The sequence below is a fragment of the Pseudomonas sp. DCA-1 genome, from assembly GCF_046523955.1.
GTDB classification, from domain to species: domain Bacteria; phylum Pseudomonadota; class Gammaproteobacteria; order Pseudomonadales; family Pseudomonadaceae; genus Aquipseudomonas; species Aquipseudomonas putida_Y.
Map to the genome: position 1 here is coordinate 1629902 of NZ_CP169881.1, position 13944 is coordinate 1643845.

The following is a 13944-nucleotide window of genomic DNA, read 5'->3' on the forward strand; positions in this document are numbered from 1 at the left end:
TCCGATACAATGCGACACCGTGCCGACGACTGTGTCGGATAGTTCAGCCGAGGTGCTACATGGATATCATCGAAACGATCAAAGAGCAGATTGCCAACAACACCATTCTGCTTTACATGAAAGGCTCGCCGAATGCCCCGCAGTGCGGCTTCTCTGCGCGTGCATCGCAGGCCGTGATGGGTTGTGGTGAAAAGTTCGCCTACGTCGACATCCTGCAGAACCCGGAAATTCGCGCCAACCTGCCAAAATACGCCAACTGGCCGACCTTCCCGCAACTGTGGGTAGCCGGTGAGCTGGTTGGCGGCAGCGACATCATGCTGGAAATGTTCGAGAACGGTGAGCTGCAAACCCTGATCAAGGAAGCGGCTGCCAAGGCCAAGGCTTCTGAAGCCTGATCTACCGGCAAGCATAAAAAAACCCGCTGATCGCGGGTTTTTTTATGGGGCGAGTAGTTACTCTTCGCCCATCTGCGACTGCAGGTAGTTCTCGATACCGATCTTGTCGATCAGCCCCAGTTGGGTTTCCAGCCAGTCGATGTGTTCTTCCTCGGACTCGAGGATATCTTCTAGCACGTCACGCGAGCCGAAGTCGCCAGCAGTTTCACAATGGGCGATGGCGGCCTTCAGGTCGACCAGGCCTTGCTGTTCAATCTTCAGGTCACACTCGAGCATTTCCTTGGTGTGCTCGCCGATCAGCAGTTTGCCCAGGTCCTGAACGTTAGGAATACCTTCGAGGAACAAAATACGCTTGATCAGTTTGTCAGCGTGCTTCATTTCATCGATGGATTCTTTGTACTCGTGCTTGCCGAGTTTGTTCAGCCCCCAATCTTCGTACATGCGTGCGTGCAGGAAGTACTGGTTGATCGCGACCAGCTCGTTTCCGAGGATCTTGTTGAGATGCTGGATGACGCTTACGTCGCCTTTCATGTCGGGGTTCCTGCCCTGTAGAAGTGTCAATCCAGTGAAGTTTGAGCCCGATACTTAGGTGTGTCAAACCTAAGTTCTTGAATAATAAGTGAAAATTAATAGGAATAAGAATGTTTGTGAACCGCGTTGTAGCGCTAACTTGTTGAATTTCAGGCATAAAAAAACCGGACGCCAGGTCCGGTTCTTGAAATTCTGGGTTCAGGCAGCGGTAAATTCGACGGGGTAGGGCAGGGCTGCCTGGCTGACCTGAAGTTCGGTCAGGGTCTCGCGGACCACCTGCTTGGCCACGCAGGCGCATTTGCCGCACTGGCTGGCGACATTGGTCGCGGCTCGCACTTCTTTGTAACTGCAGCATCCTTCATAGATCGCATCGCGGATCTGTCCGTCGGTAACGCCGACACAAAGACACACATACATAAGGGCTGACCATCGCTGGTTGGGTCGATGGGTTGGAGCTTAATGTTAATGAGAATGCTTGTCAAAGATCTTTCTGAGAGGGGTGTGCTTGAGCGACCGGCGGTCGCTTTGTCGACGGAGTCGGCCTGTCATGAGAAGCCGTGTATGATGGTCGGCCTTTGTTGGATGTCGGGCAAGCCCGTCTGGCCCGGCAAACGGTTTTTCACCCTCATCAGGAGATTACAATGAGCGTACTCGTTGGTAAGAAAGCCCCCGATTTCACCGTTCCGGCCGTGCTGGGCAATGGCGAGATCGTCGATAGCTTCAACCTGGCCTCGGCCATCAAGGGCAAGTACGGCCTGGTGTTCTTCTACCCGCTGGACTTCACCTTCGTCTGCCCGTCCGAGCTGATCGCCCTGGACAACCGCATCCCTGACTTCCAGGCGCGTAACGTGGAAGTGATCGGCGTGTCGATCGACTCGCACTTCACCCACAACGCCTGGCGTAATACCCCGGTCAACAACGGCGGTATCGGCCAGGTGAAGTACACCCTGGCTGCCGACATGACCCACGAAATCTGCAAAGCCTACGACGTCGAGTCCGAAGGCGGCGTGGCCTTCCGTGGCGCCTTCCTGATCGATACCAATGGTGTTGTCCGTTCGCAGATCGTCAACGACCTGCCACTGGGCCGTAACATGGACGAGCTGCTGCGTCTGGTCGACGCTCTGCAGTTCCACGAAGAGCACGGCGAAGTCTGCCCTGCCAACTGGAAAAAAGGCGACAAGGGCATGAACGCTTCGCCTGAAGGCGTTGCTGCCTACCTGAGCGAGAACGCTGGCAAGCTGTAATTGCTGCGTGCACAAAAAAACCGGCCTTCGTGGCCGGTTTTTTTTGCCTTCCTGTGCCGGCCTCTTCGCGGGAGCGCCCGCCCCCACAGATTCTCTGCATGCCTGAAGGCAAAGGTTAACCTGTGGGAGCGGGCGTGCCCGCGAATGCTTTTGGCAGATCAGTCGTTGAAATCGCGCCAGCCGCCCATTTCTTTCCAGCGGTTGACGATGCCGCAGAACAGCTCAGCCGTTTTCTCGGTGTCGTAACGTGCCGAGTGCGCCTCACGACCGTCGAAGTCGATGTCGGCACTCTGACAGGCCCGCGCCAGCACGGTCTGGCCATACGCCAGGCCCGCCAGGGTGGCGGTGTCGAAGCTGGAGAACGGGTGGAACGGGTTGCGCTTCAGGTCATTGCGCGCCACTGCTGCATTGAGGAAGCCCAGGTCGAAGCTGCTGTTGTGGCCGACCAGAATCGCCCGCTTGCAGCCGTTGGCCTTGAGGGCCTTGCGCACGCCGCGGAATATGTCGGTCATCGCGCTTTCCTCGCTGACCGCCATGCGCAGCGGGTGGTCCAGCTTGATCCCGGTGAACTCAAGTGCGGCCGGCTCGATGTTGGCGCCCTCGAACGGCTCTACTCGGTGGAAGTAGGTATGTTCGGGGAACAGGAAGCCTTTCTCGTCCATGCCGATGGTGACAGCGGCAATTTCCAGCAACGCATCGGTAGCGCTGTTGAAACCACCGGTTTCAACATCCACCACGACCGGCAGATAGCCGCGGAAGCGCTCGGCCATCGGGTGGCGAGGACCGCTGCTGCCTTGGGTTTCCAGGTCGTCTTCGTAAAGGTCTTCGCTCACGCGTTTGCCTCCAGCAGGCGCCAGCGCAGTTTTTCGCCAGCGCGCAGCGGGACTACGGTTTGCTCGCCAAATGGCAGGCTTTCCGGAGCGGTCCATTCTTCGCGGACCAGGGTGATGGTGTCGGTGTTCGCCGGCAGGCCATAGAAGGCCGGGCCGTGCAGGCTGGCGAAGCCTTCCAGCTTGTCCAGCGCGTTACGCTGTTCGAAAGCTTCGGCGTACATCTCGATGGCCGCATAGGCGGTGTAGCAACCCGCGCAACCGCAGGCTGCTTCCTTGGCGTGACGGGCATGAGGTGCCGAGTCGGTGCCGAGGAAGAACTTCGGGTTGCCGCTGGTGGCGGCGTCCAGCAAGGCCACCTGGTGGGTATTGCGCTTGAGGATCGGCAGGCAGTAGAAGTGCGGACGAATGCCGCCAACCAGCATGTGGTTGCGGTTGTACAGCAGGTGCTGGGCGGTGATGGTCGCACCCACGTTGGCCGGGGCCTCGGTGACGAACTGCGCTGCGTCGCTGGTGGTGATGTGTTCGAACACCACTTTCAGCGTCGGGAAGCGCTCGACCACACGGCGCAAGTGCTCGTCGATGAAGCGCTTCTCGCGGTCGAACACGTCGATCTCGCTGCGGGTCACTTCGCCATGCACCAGCAGCGGCATACCCACTTCCGCCAGTGCCTCTATGGCCGGGAAGATCTTGTCGATGCTGGTCACGCCGGAATCGGAGTTGGTGGTGGCGCCGGCCGGGTACAGCTTGGCGGCGTACACGAAACCGCTGGCCTTGGCCGCGCGGACGTCCTCGGGGCTGATGTTGTCGGTGAGGTACAGCACCATCAGCGGCTCGAAGCGGCTGCCGGCCGGGCGGGCAGCCAGAATGCGCTCACGGTAGGCGCCGGCCTCGGTGGCATTACGCACCGGCGGCATGAGGTTGGGCATGATGATGGCACGGGCGAAGGTACGCGCCACGTCGCCAACGGTGTGGGGCAGGACGGCACCATCGCGCAGATGGATGTGCCAGTCGTCGGGGCGCAGGAGGGTCAGGCGATCGGACATTGGGGATTCCAGGCGGGTCGAACTCAAGCCCCAATCCTACCGGAAAACCCTGGGGCGAGCACGGCTATCAAGTTTTCCGCGCGGCGTCCGATAGCCTGCTGGTAAGCCGTCAGAAATTGTGGAGCCGCCCGTGCGCCAGCGTTACCTAGCCCTGTTGACCCTGTTCGCCAGCCTGCCGGCCGGCGCACTGACTTTCCAGACGCGCATGGAGAACATTGCCTGGCAGGTCGAGGGTGACCAGTTCGAGTGTCGTCTGAGCCAACCGATCGAAGGTTTCGGCAGCGGTACGTTCGTGCGCCGGGCAGGCGAGCAGCCGGTGTTCCAGCTGCGTTCGGACAGCAACGTACTGGGTGCCGGCACCGCCAGCCTGCTGGCCGCGGCAGCGCCTTGGCAACCTGGGCGTGGCGATATCAACCTGGGCCATGTGCGCATGGCCCGCAGCGGTGTGCTGTTCAGCTCCTCCCAGGGGCAGGCCAGCCGGCTGATCAACGGTTTGCTCGACGGGCGTAGCACCGTCGTGCGCAACTACACCGGTGAGGCGGGCAGGCCGATGGAGGTGCGGGTGCTGCCGGTCAGCTTCGCCAAAGCCTACAATGACTATCAGGTCTGTGCCGGCAAGCTGTTGCCGATGAACTATGACCAGGTGCGCCAGACTCAAGTGGGCTTCCCTGGGGGCGGTTACGAGCTGGATGCAGCAGCCAAGGCGCGGCTGGAGGTGATTGTCGACTACCTGAAGGCCGACCCTACGGTTAACCATATCGAGCTCAACGGCCACTCCGACAACAGTGGCAACCGCCTGACCAACCGCGACCTGTCGCGCCGCCGCGCATTGGCCGTGGCCGATTACTTCAAGGCTCACGGTGTGCCGCAAGAGCAGATTACTGTGCGCTTCCATGGTGAGCGTTATCCGCTGGCGAAGAACAACAGTGCATCGAACCGGGCGCGTAATCGGCGGGTGAATATCGAACTGGATCGGGTGGCGGAGGTTGAAAAGGCGGTGGAAAAACCGGTTGAGCCCGTGTCGCCGGCTGCTCCCGCTCCAGCCGTTCCGGCTGCTCCCGCGTCGGGGGCGAAGGCGCCCTGAGACCGGATGGGGCGCCAACCCTTGCCTCAAATTTCCGTGTTGATCTGGCAAGTCGCCCTTCCGACAATTTCTGTCGCTTTGTCGTCAGAAGCTGTCGCCCCACTGTAAATTTATCCGCAACGCCGGTAGAATCGGTCCCTTTCCGTACAACCCCGTGGAGTGATGGCATGGCGGACGTAAAAAAGGTCGTACTGGCGTATTCCGGCGGCCTTGATACTTCGGTGATTCTCAAGTGGCTGCAGGATACCTACAACTGCGAAGTGGTGACCTTCACCGCTGACCTGGGTCAGGGCGAAGAGGTCGAACCGGCTCGTGCCAAGGCCCAGGCAATGGGCGTTAAAGAGATCTACATCGACGACCTGCGCGAAGAGTTCGTGCGTGACTTCGTGTTCCCGATGTTCCGCGCCAACACCGTCTACGAAGGCGAGTACCTGCTGGGTACTTCCATCGCCCGTCCGCTGATCGCCAAGCGCCTGATCGAAATCGCCAACGAAACCGGCGCCGACGCCATTTCCCATGGCGCCACCGGCAAGGGTAACGACCAGGTGCGCTTCGAGCTGGGTGCCTATGCCCTGAAGCCAGGCGTCAAGGTCATCGCCCCATGGCGCGAGTGGGACCTGCTGTCCCGCGAAAAGCTGATGGACTACGCCGAGAAGCACGGCATCCCGATCGAGCGCCACGGCAAGAAGAAGTCGCCGTACTCGATGGACGCCAACCTGCTGCACATCTCCTATGAAGGCGGTGTCCTGGAAGATACCTGGACCGAGCACGAAGAAGACATGTGGCGCTGGAGTGTCTCGCCTGAGAACGCCCCGGACCAGGCTACCTATATCGAGCTGACCTACCGCAATGGTGACATCGTTGCCATCGACGGCGTCGAGAAATCCCCGGCTACCGTTCTGGCCGACCTGAACCGTATCGGTGGTGCCAACGGCATCGGCCGCCTGGACATCGTCGAAAACCGGTACGTCGGCATGAAGTCGCGCGGTTGCTACGAAACGCCTGGCGGTACCATCATGCTCAAGGCCCACCGTGCCATCGAGTCGATCACCCTGGACCGCGAAGTCGCTCACCTGAAAGATGAGCTGATGCCCAAGTATGCCAGCCTGATCTACACCGGCTACTGGTGGAGCCCGGAGCGTCTGATGCTGCAGCAGATGATCGATGCTTCGCAGGTGAACGTGAATGGTGTGGTGCGCCTGAAGCTGTACAAGGGCAATGTGACCGTGGTTGGCCGCAAGTCGGACGATTCGCTGTTCGATGCCAACATCGCCACCTTTGAAGAAGATGGTGGTGCCTACAACCAGGAAGACGCTGCTGGCTTCATCAAGCTCAACGCGCTGCGTATGCGCATTGCCGCCAACAAGGGCCGTTCGCTGCTCTGATTGCTGGTGTGCGTGAAAACCCCGGCTCAGTCCGGGGTTTTTTTATGCCTGCGCAAAGGCGAGTCGTTCAACTTCGAGGGTTCACATCATCGCCCTCAAGTGCGCTGATCGAAAGCTGCGCACATTGACGTCTATCCAGATTACAAAAGCGCCAGACTCGCGCCGGCTCGGGGGGGTGGGCAAGAGCGTGCAAGAGTTGTTGTTCCATCATGCGACAGGCGTCGGGGCCGGAGAACATGAATGTAACAGGCTCGCCCTGTACCGCCTCACGGGCATCATTGGCAATAGCGGGTGTGGCCGCACTGTTCAGTGCTGGCGTGTTTTCGTGTACAGGGTTGTTGGGGAGCGGGCTGTAGAACGACTTGTAATTGAAGTTGAGCGTCAGAAAAAACAGTGCCGTCAGAAAGAATGGAAAACCTACCAGGAACCAGGTGTAGAGCTTTTGGCTGGACTCGCCGAGAAATGGCAGTGTGGCAAGGGCGGAGGCTTCGATAATCCCCGCGAAGATGGCAATGATCGTCAGCGGGGCGACAGGTTGTGCTTGGGTCATAGGGGCCGTCTCCAGCGGTTTTGTCCATCTTTACCTTACTGCTGTACTCAACTAAAGGCTGGATTCTTTCCCGGGGGAGGAATGATCGTCAGAGAACCTCGTTGTGTTGATTTTTCAACGCGTTCGAGTCGGAAGTTCTCCTCTGCTGAAGATCAGTATTCAACTGGTGCGTTTATGTTAGTGGGTGGTACCGTTTCTTTCGGTAATAAGTAATTTGTTTGTTACAACCATAGTCTTAATGTGTAGGAAGTTTCTGTAAGCTCTGTAGGTTTTGTCTGTCCATGGCTTTCACTGGTAAATCGCCGCGCCAGCAAGCGTCCTGTCGGTTATCGTGGCGTGCCAAAGCAACAACAATGTATGGATATCGCATGAATAAAGTGCTTATCGTGGATGATCATCCGGTCATACGCCTGGCCGTACGCATGCTGATGGAGCGGCATGGGTATGACGTTGTGGCGGAGACTGATAATGGGGTGGCTGCGCTGCAGCTGACACGGCAACACCTGCCGGATATTGTGGTGCTGGATATCGGTATCCCGAAACTGGATGGCCTGGAGGTGATCGCCCGCATGGCGACATTCAGCCCGGGTAGCAAGGTGCTGGTGCTGACGTCGCAGGCTCCCGGTAACTTTTCGATGCGCTGCATGCAGGCGGGGGCGGCGGGTTACGTGTGCAAGCAGCAGGAGCTTACCGAGCTGCTTAGCGCTATCAAGGCTGTGTTGTCGGGTTACAGCTACTTCCCCAACCAGGCCTTGCATGCGTCACGTGGCAGGGGCGCGAGCAGTGAGACGGATATGGTGAATCGCCTTTCTGCGCGAGAGATGACCGTGCTGCAACAACTGGCGCGAGGGCGTTCGAACAAGGAGATTGCCGACAGCATGTACCTCAGCAACAAGACGGTCAGTACCTACAAGTCGCGGCTCTTGCTCAAGCTCAATGCACGGTCACTGGTTGACCTGATCGAGCTGGCGCAACGGCAAGGTTTGAACTGACCGCCAGGCCTTGAAGCCTCCAGCCAGGAGGCTTTGCCAAGGCTAACGATCCATGACTAAAGGGCCAGAACTAAAGGTCGTAATCGAAATCGGCCAGCTGCTTCTGCAGGCGCCGTTCTTCTAGCATGTTGTCGATGGTGCGGCGTTTGCTCAGGTTGGTCTTTGCGGTTTCAACCTGTGGTTCCGCGTCATCGTCTGCGGCAACAAAATCATCATCGATCGACAGGTCGTCTTTATCGGTACTCATGAGTCGCTCCAAGCCAAGGGGCCATTGGCCGTCCTTATAACCAGAAAGCAGACGCTGGTAAAAAAGATTTTTTCAATCGACGTGATTGGTTTCTGCCTATCGGCTCAATCGTCGGAGGTTTTGTGCTTGTACTCGCACAAATCTTCGATCCTGCAGCTGCCGCACCGTGGCTTGCGCGCCTGGCACACATAGCGCCCGTGCAGGATCAGCCAGTGGTGGGCATCGAGCAGGTAATCCTTTGGTACGAACTTGAGCAGTTTCTTTTCCACTTCCAGCACCGTTTTACCTGGCGCGATACCCGTGCGGTTACTCACCCGGAAGATATGGGTGTCCACTGCCATCGCCGGTTGGCGAAACGCGGTGTTAAGCACCACGTTGGCGGTTTTACGGCCGACGCCGGGCAGCGCTTCCAACGCTTCGCGGGTTTGCGGTACCTGGCTGTCGTGGCGCTCGATCAGCAGCCGGCACGCTTCTATGACATTCTTGGCCTTGCTGTTGTAGAGGCCGATGGTCTTGATGTATTCGCTAAGGCCTTCAACGCCCAGGGCATAGATGGCCTCGGGGGTGTTGGCGACGGGGAACAGGCGGGCAGTGGCCTTATTGACGCCGACGTCGGTGGATTGCGCGGACAGTGTCACGGCGACCAGCAGTTCAAACGGGGTCGTGTAGGCCAGTTCGGTCTTTGGGTCGGGGTTGTCTTCGTGCAGCCTGCGAAAAATCTCCAGGCGTTTGGCGGCATTCATGAAATCAGGGCTTTCCTTGACGATGTGGATGGGCAGAGCCCGGACGCAGGCGATTGTACAAGGCCAACAGCAATCCCAGCAGCAGTAGCGCACCGGGGGCGAGGCTGGCCAGGTGCAGCTCGGTATGGTCAGCCAGCCATTGGCGGCTGGCGCCCAGCAGCAGGCAACTGGCAAAGACAGCGCCGAGGTGCTTTGCGAGCACGTGCCAGCGGCGTTGGTCAGGAAGCAGATGGTCACTGGCCAGGCATTGCAGGCACAACAATGCGGGATAGTGACCCAGTGCAATGGCCAGTGGTAGCAGCCAGGCCCGCATGGCCAACTGCAGGCAGCTGGCCAGAGCTGCCAGTAGCAGCAGGCTGGCCAGTACATATGCCCAGCTGGCGACGCGTTTACGCAGGGGGGCCAGCAACAGTTGGTGCAGGCATCCCATCACCACTGCGCACAGGCCGATGGCCGCGCCTTCACCCAGCGTTCGGGTGGCGCCCAACAGGGGAGCGAGGCTCATGGCCAGCAGGCAAAACCTATTCATGCGCGGCGCCCTCCAGCCATACACTACGCTGCTCATCGAAATAATTCAGTGCGTCCTGCAACGCGGCGATCACTGCCCGCGAGGTCACGGTTGCGCCGGCCATCTGGTCAAAATCACCCTGGTCCCGCTTTAGCGCCCAGTGATCGCCCTGATGGCGGTTGTCGAACTGTTTCAGCCACTGCAGCTGTGGGTCAGCCAGGTGAGCGCCCAGCCCGGGACTTTCCTGTTGTTCGACGACCTGGCTGCCGATCAGCCGGCCGTCTGTGGCGATCGCGACGCTCAGCACGATTGGCCCGACATATCCCTGCGCCTGTGTGACCAGAACTATGGCGCTTGGCTTGCCTGCCATAGTGGCACGGTAAGCCGCCAGGATACGGCTGTTGGGCCGCTGTGCGGCGGGCCTTGGCAGTGGGCTTTCCAGGGGCTGGTTGTCATAGCTGCCTTCGGGCAGCACGGCCAGCCGCTGGCGGCTTTGCATTTGTTTTTCGGCGCTGGCGATGGCCGGGCTGGTCCACTGCCGCCAGGCCAGGGTGACTGACACTGCCAATACTCCAGTCAGTAGCAGCAGGCCCACATCCCGAGCTCCATGCTTCATCGGGCTGCCTGCTGACGTTGCACAGCCACGCGCTCGAGTGCCGGTGCCAAAAGGTTCATCAGCAGGACGGCGAACGCGGTGCCATCCGGGTAGCTGCCCCAGGTACGAATCAGGTAGATGAGCAGCCCTGTTCCCAGGCCGAAGCACAACTTGGCCCAGTCGTTTCTGGGGCCGGACACCGGCTCGGTCGCAATGAAGAATGCTGCCAGCATGGTCGAGCCGGAAAACAGGTGCAGCAAAGGCGAGCCATTGGAGTCCGACCCCGAACCATTCCAGCCCAACAGGCTGAATATCAATAGCCCTGCCAGCAAACCTGCCGGTGCATGCCAACTGATCACCTTGCGCTGCAACAAAAACAGGCCGCCAAGCAGGAATGCCAGGTTGACCCATTCGCTGCCTGCCCCACCAATGCTGCCAAAGCCCGGATGGCTGGCAAACAGCTCGTCAATGGTCAGGCTGCGGTTGTGGCGTAGGCCGTCGAGCAATGTCGGACGGGCCCAGGCATCAATCTGATCGCCCCCAGCGAACACCTGCTGCAGGCTGTCGAGCAGGCCCGGGGCCTGTGCCGGCCAATGGTTCATCTGCAATGGGAAGCTGAGCAGCACGAAGGCGTAACCCACCATGGCCGGATTGAACAGATTTCGCCCGACCCCACCATAGGCCTGCTTGCCGATGCCGATCGCAACACATGCCGCGATGACCGGCAGCCACCATGGCGCCAGGGTGGGCAGGGCGGCCGCCAGTAGCACGGCGGTTACCAGTGCGCTGCCGTCGTTTAGCGCCTGGCTCAGTGATTGATTGCGCAGTGCCAGCAGCAATGCTTCGCACAGCAGCGCGGCACTGGCACACAGCAACAGGTTCAGCACCATGCCCCAGCCATGCAGCCACATTAGCGCCAGCAGTCCAGGCGTGCAGGCGAGCAACACCAGGCCCATGCTGGTGCGCAGGCGCGGATCGGGGCTGCTCATTGGCCAAACATCCCGTTGAAGCCGGAAAACGCCATGGCCATTACCCCGGCACCGATCAATTGGATGGGCAGGCCGCGCAGCGCGTCGGGGATATCGGCGTGGACGCTGCGCTGGTGCAGGTCGGCGAACACCATCAGCGTCAGCCAGAAGCCGCCAGCCGTCAGCAAGCCTTGGAGTAGCGCGGTTGGCCAGCTGACGTCGTCGCTTGCCTGTTGTAGAGCCACCCCAAGCGCTGCGGCATTGCTCAACAGCAGCGCTGGCAACCCCACTACGGGCCAGGTTGGGCGCCACTTGGCCAGTAGCCAGGGCAGGCCCCAGGCGAGCAAAGCCAGCCAAGGCAATAGCAGGAACAGGGCAAGATCGTGGATGTGCAACGGGGCAAGTACGGCGTACGCCAGCAGTTGCGCGCCGATTACGCCCAAGGCAATGCACAGGGCGCATGCCAGGCCGTGCACCTGTAGTTGCAACCCGGAGAGTGGCTGTCTGAGCAGGCACAGGTGATTGATCAGTGCGGCGCTGATCAGGACCAGGATGTAGTCATTCATGAGATGACGATAGCCGGGAATCAGGGCGATTGTCCGGATTTGACATGAAGGGGCCTGCGTATTGTGGGAGCGGGCAGGCCGCTCCCACAATGGCCCGCAGGGGAGTTACTTGATGCGCTGGCCTGGCTTGGCGCCGCTGTCCGGGCTCAGCAGGTAGATTTCTTCACCGCCAGGGCCGGCAGCCATGACCATGCCCTCGGACACGCCAAAGCGCATCTTCCGTGGTTTGAGGTTGGCTACCATCATGGTCAGGCGGCCTTCCAGCTTGGACGGGTCTGGGTAGGCCGACTTGATGCCGGAGAACACGTTGCGGCGCTCGTCACCAATGTCCAGGGTCAGTTGCAGCAGCTTGTCGGCACCCGCTACGGCTTCAGCCTTGACGATCAGCGCCACACGCAGGTCGACGGCCGCGAAGGTATCGAACTCGATCTCTGCCGACAGCGGGTCCTTGGTCAGTTCGCCATTGCCCGCCGGGGCATTGGCTTCGGCAGCCAGCAGGTCCTCCTTGCTGGCAGCGATCATGGCTTCGACCTTGGCCGGCTCGATACGGCTCATCAGGGCCTTGAACGGGTTAAGCGGGTGGTTTTCCAGGCGTGTCAGGTGGTCGTTCCAGGTCAGCGGGGCCACGTTGAGGAATGCCTCGGCATCAGCAGCCAGCACCGGAAGTACCGGTTTGAGGAAGATCACCAGCTGGCGGAACAGGTTGATGCCTTGGGCGCAGATGGCCTGGACTTCATCCTGCTTGCCTTCCTGCTTGGCCAGTGACCACGGTGCCTTGTCGGCGATCCAGGCGTTGGCGCGGTCGGCCAGTGCCATGATTTCGCGCATGGCGCGGCCAAAGTCACGGGCCTCATAGGCTTCGGCGATGGAGGGCGCGGCAGCCAGGAAGGCTTCGGTCAGCTCAGGCGCGGCATCACCGCCTACCATCACGCCTTCGTTGCCCTTGTGGATGAAACCGGCGCAACGGCTGGCAATGTTGACGACCTTGCCGATCAGGTCGGAGTTGACCTTCTGCACGAAGTCTTCCAGGTTCAGGTCCAGGTCGTCGACGCCACGGCCCAGCTTGGCCGCATAGTAGTAACGCAGGTATTCCGGCTGCAGGTGGTCCAGATAGGTGCGGGCCTTGATGAAGGTGCCGCGCGACTTGGACATCTTGGCGCCGTTGACCGTCAGGTAGCCGTGCACGTTGACCGCGGTCGGCTTGCGGAAGCCGGCGCCTTCGAGCATGGCTGGCCAGAACAGGGCGTGGAAGTTGACGATATCCTTGCCGATGAAGTGGTACAGCTCGGCCTTGGAGCCCTCGTTCCAGAAGGCGTCGAAGTCCAGTTCCGGGCGGCGTGCGCAGAGGTTCTTGAAGCTGGCCATGTAGCCGATCGGCGCATCCAGCCATACGTAGAAGTACTTGCCAGGCTCACCCGGTATCTCGAAGCCGAAATACGGCGCGTCGCGGGAGATATCCCACTCCTGCAGGCCGGAATCCAGCCATTCCGCCAGCTTGTTGGCTACCGCGTCCTGCAGGGTGCCGCTTCGGGTCCATTGCTGCAGCATGGCCTGGAAGTCTGGCAGCTTGAAGAAGAAGTGCTGGGAATCACGCAGTACCGGGGTGGCACCGGAGATCGCTGACTTGGGGTTCTTCAGCTCGGTAGGTGCGTAAGTGGCGCCGCATTTTTCGCAGTTGTCGCCGTACTGGTCTTCGGCCGCGCACTTCGGGCAGGTGCCCTTGATGAAGCGGTCGGCGAGGAACATGCCTTTTTCCGGGTCGAAGTACTGGGTCACCGAACGGGTGGCGATGTGCCCGGCTTCACGCAGGCGCGAGTAGATCAGGCTCGACAGCTCGCGGTTCTCTTCACTGTGGGTGGAGTGGAAGTTGTCGAAATCCACCAGGAAGTCGGCGAAATCGCTGCTGTGCTCGGCCTGGACGTTGGCGATCAGCTGTTCCGGGGTGATGCCTTCCTTTTCGGCGCGCAGCATGATGGCCGAACCGTGGGCGTCATCGGCGCAGACATAGATGCACTGGTTGCCGCGCAGCTTCTGGAAGCGCACCCACATGTCCGTCTGGATGTACTCCAGCATATGGCCGAGATGGATCGATCCATTGGCATAGGGCAGGGCGCTGGTGACGAGAATCTGGCGTGGCTCGGACATGGTGGCTCGGCTACTTATCTGGCTACGGGGTAAAAATGAGGATGATCGGCCACTATAAAGGGCTGGCGAAGATATTTCACCCCGCAAGCGTATCTGCTGACGATTGACGGGTTAG

At 60.1% G+C, this 13944-nt stretch carries 17 protein-coding genes; 5 read left to right on the forward strand and 12 right to left on the reverse strand.

The annotated features are described in order from the left end of the window. Positions 1-59 precede the first annotated feature (59 nt). Positions 60-395, forward strand: coding sequence for a Grx4 family monothiol glutaredoxin (gene grxD / locus ACE4QZ_RS07795; RefSeq protein WP_021781969.1), 336 nt, complete (start codon positions 60-62; stop codon positions 393-395). Positions 396-452: 57 nt separating this feature from the next. On the opposite strand, the gene bfr is transcribed toward grxD, so the two are convergent. Together bfr and ACE4QZ_RS07805 are read right to left on the reverse strand one after the other, a co-directional pair. Further along, the gene (bfr, locus tag ACE4QZ_RS07800; RefSeq protein WP_003254948.1) at positions 453-926 is read right to left on the reverse strand and encodes a bacterioferritin; all 474 of its coding nucleotides are present in this window, start codon (positions 924-926) and stop codon (positions 453-455) included. 198 nt (positions 927-1124) lie between these two features. Continuing rightward, positions 1125-1343 (reverse strand): bacterioferritin-associated ferredoxin, encoded by a 219-nt coding sequence (locus tag ACE4QZ_RS07805; RefSeq protein WP_003254947.1) that lies wholly within the window; start codon positions 1341-1343, stop codon positions 1125-1127. 224 nt (positions 1344-1567) lie between these two features. Here ACE4QZ_RS07805 and ACE4QZ_RS07810 point away from each other — a divergent pair, with 224 nt between their 5' ends. Next, a complete protein-coding gene (locus ACE4QZ_RS07810; protein ID WP_003254945.1) occupies positions 1568-2170 on the forward strand; it encodes a peroxiredoxin in 603 nt (200 codons plus the stop codon). A gap of 158 nt (positions 2171-2328) precedes the next feature. On the opposite strand, the gene rnt is transcribed toward ACE4QZ_RS07810, so the two are convergent. Next, a complete protein-coding gene (rnt, locus tag ACE4QZ_RS07815; RefSeq protein ID WP_010952252.1) occupies positions 2329-2940 on the reverse strand; it encodes a ribonuclease T in 612 nt (203 codons plus the stop codon). A gap of 59 nt (positions 2941-2999) precedes the next feature. Beyond that, positions 3000-4046 (reverse strand): dihydroorotase, encoded by a 1047-nt coding sequence (gene pyrC / locus ACE4QZ_RS07820; RefSeq protein WP_103443567.1) that lies wholly within the window; start codon positions 4044-4046, stop codon positions 3000-3002. A gap of 130 nt (positions 4047-4176) precedes the next feature. Here pyrC and ACE4QZ_RS07825 point away from each other — a divergent pair, with 130 nt between their 5' ends. Next, on the forward strand, positions 4177-5130 hold the full coding sequence (locus ACE4QZ_RS07825) for a flagellar protein MotY (protein WP_021781973.1): 954 nt from the start codon (positions 4177-4179) through the stop codon (positions 5128-5130). Between the two features lie 167 nt (positions 5131-5297). Then, positions 5298-6515, forward strand: coding sequence for an argininosuccinate synthase (locus tag ACE4QZ_RS07830; RefSeq protein WP_021781974.1), 1218 nt, complete (start codon positions 5298-5300; stop codon positions 6513-6515). A gap of 67 nt (positions 6516-6582) precedes the next feature. Here ACE4QZ_RS07830 and ACE4QZ_RS07835 read toward each other — a convergent pair whose 3' ends face one another. Further along, entirely contained in the window at positions 6583-7065 is a 483-nt protein-coding gene (locus ACE4QZ_RS07835) for a hypothetical protein (protein WP_021781975.1), read from the reverse strand. Between the two features lie 368 nt (positions 7066-7433). On the opposite strand from ACE4QZ_RS07835, the gene ACE4QZ_RS07840 reads away from it, so the two are divergent. Beyond that, a complete protein-coding gene (locus ACE4QZ_RS07840; RefSeq protein ID WP_021781976.1) occupies positions 7434-8057 on the forward strand; it encodes a response regulator transcription factor in 624 nt (207 codons plus the stop codon). A 70-nt stretch (positions 8058-8127) separates the two neighbouring features. Here the strand turns inward: ACE4QZ_RS07840 and ACE4QZ_RS07845 are convergent, their stop codons facing one another. The 7 genes from ACE4QZ_RS07845 to metG all read right to left on the reverse strand — a co-directional run bounded on the left by ACE4QZ_RS07845 (position 8128) and on the right by metG (position 13829). Continuing rightward, complete coding sequence (locus tag ACE4QZ_RS07845) at positions 8128-8304, reverse strand: PA3496 family putative envelope integrity protein (RefSeq protein WP_003254937.1); 177 nt, start codon at positions 8302-8304, stop codon at positions 8128-8130. A 104-nt stretch (positions 8305-8408) separates the two neighbouring features. Further along, the gene (gene nth / locus ACE4QZ_RS07850) at positions 8409-9047 is read right to left on the reverse strand and encodes an endonuclease III (RefSeq protein ID WP_010952257.1); all 639 of its coding nucleotides are present in this window, start codon (positions 9045-9047) and stop codon (positions 8409-8411) included. A 4-nt stretch (positions 9048-9051) separates the two neighbouring features. Beyond that, positions 9052-9576 (reverse strand): Rnf-Nqr domain containing protein, encoded by a 525-nt coding sequence (locus tag ACE4QZ_RS07855; protein WP_021781977.1) that lies wholly within the window; start codon positions 9574-9576, stop codon positions 9052-9054. Beyond that, a complete protein-coding gene (locus tag ACE4QZ_RS07860; protein ID WP_103443568.1) occupies positions 9569-10171 on the reverse strand; it encodes an RnfABCDGE type electron transport complex subunit G in 603 nt (200 codons plus the stop codon). The genes ACE4QZ_RS07855 and ACE4QZ_RS07860 overlap by 8 nt, the downstream gene beginning before the upstream one ends. Then, positions 10168-11139: an RnfABCDGE type electron transport complex subunit D gene (locus ACE4QZ_RS07865; protein ID WP_021781979.1), complete on the reverse strand. Its 972-nt coding sequence runs from the start codon at positions 11137-11139 to the stop codon at positions 10168-10170. Before ACE4QZ_RS07865 ends, ACE4QZ_RS07860 begins: the two co-directional genes overlap by 4 nt. Continuing rightward, positions 11136-11684, reverse strand: coding sequence for an Rnf-Nqr domain containing protein (locus tag ACE4QZ_RS07870; protein WP_103443569.1), 549 nt, complete (start codon positions 11682-11684; stop codon positions 11136-11138). The genes ACE4QZ_RS07865 and ACE4QZ_RS07870 overlap by 4 nt, the downstream gene beginning before the upstream one ends. A 105-nt stretch (positions 11685-11789) precedes the next feature. Continuing rightward, on the reverse strand, positions 11790-13829 hold the full coding sequence (gene metG, locus ACE4QZ_RS07875; RefSeq protein ID WP_103463186.1) for a methionine--tRNA ligase: 2040 nt from the start codon (positions 13827-13829) through the stop codon (positions 11790-11792). Positions 13830-13944: the final 115 nt, after the last annotated feature.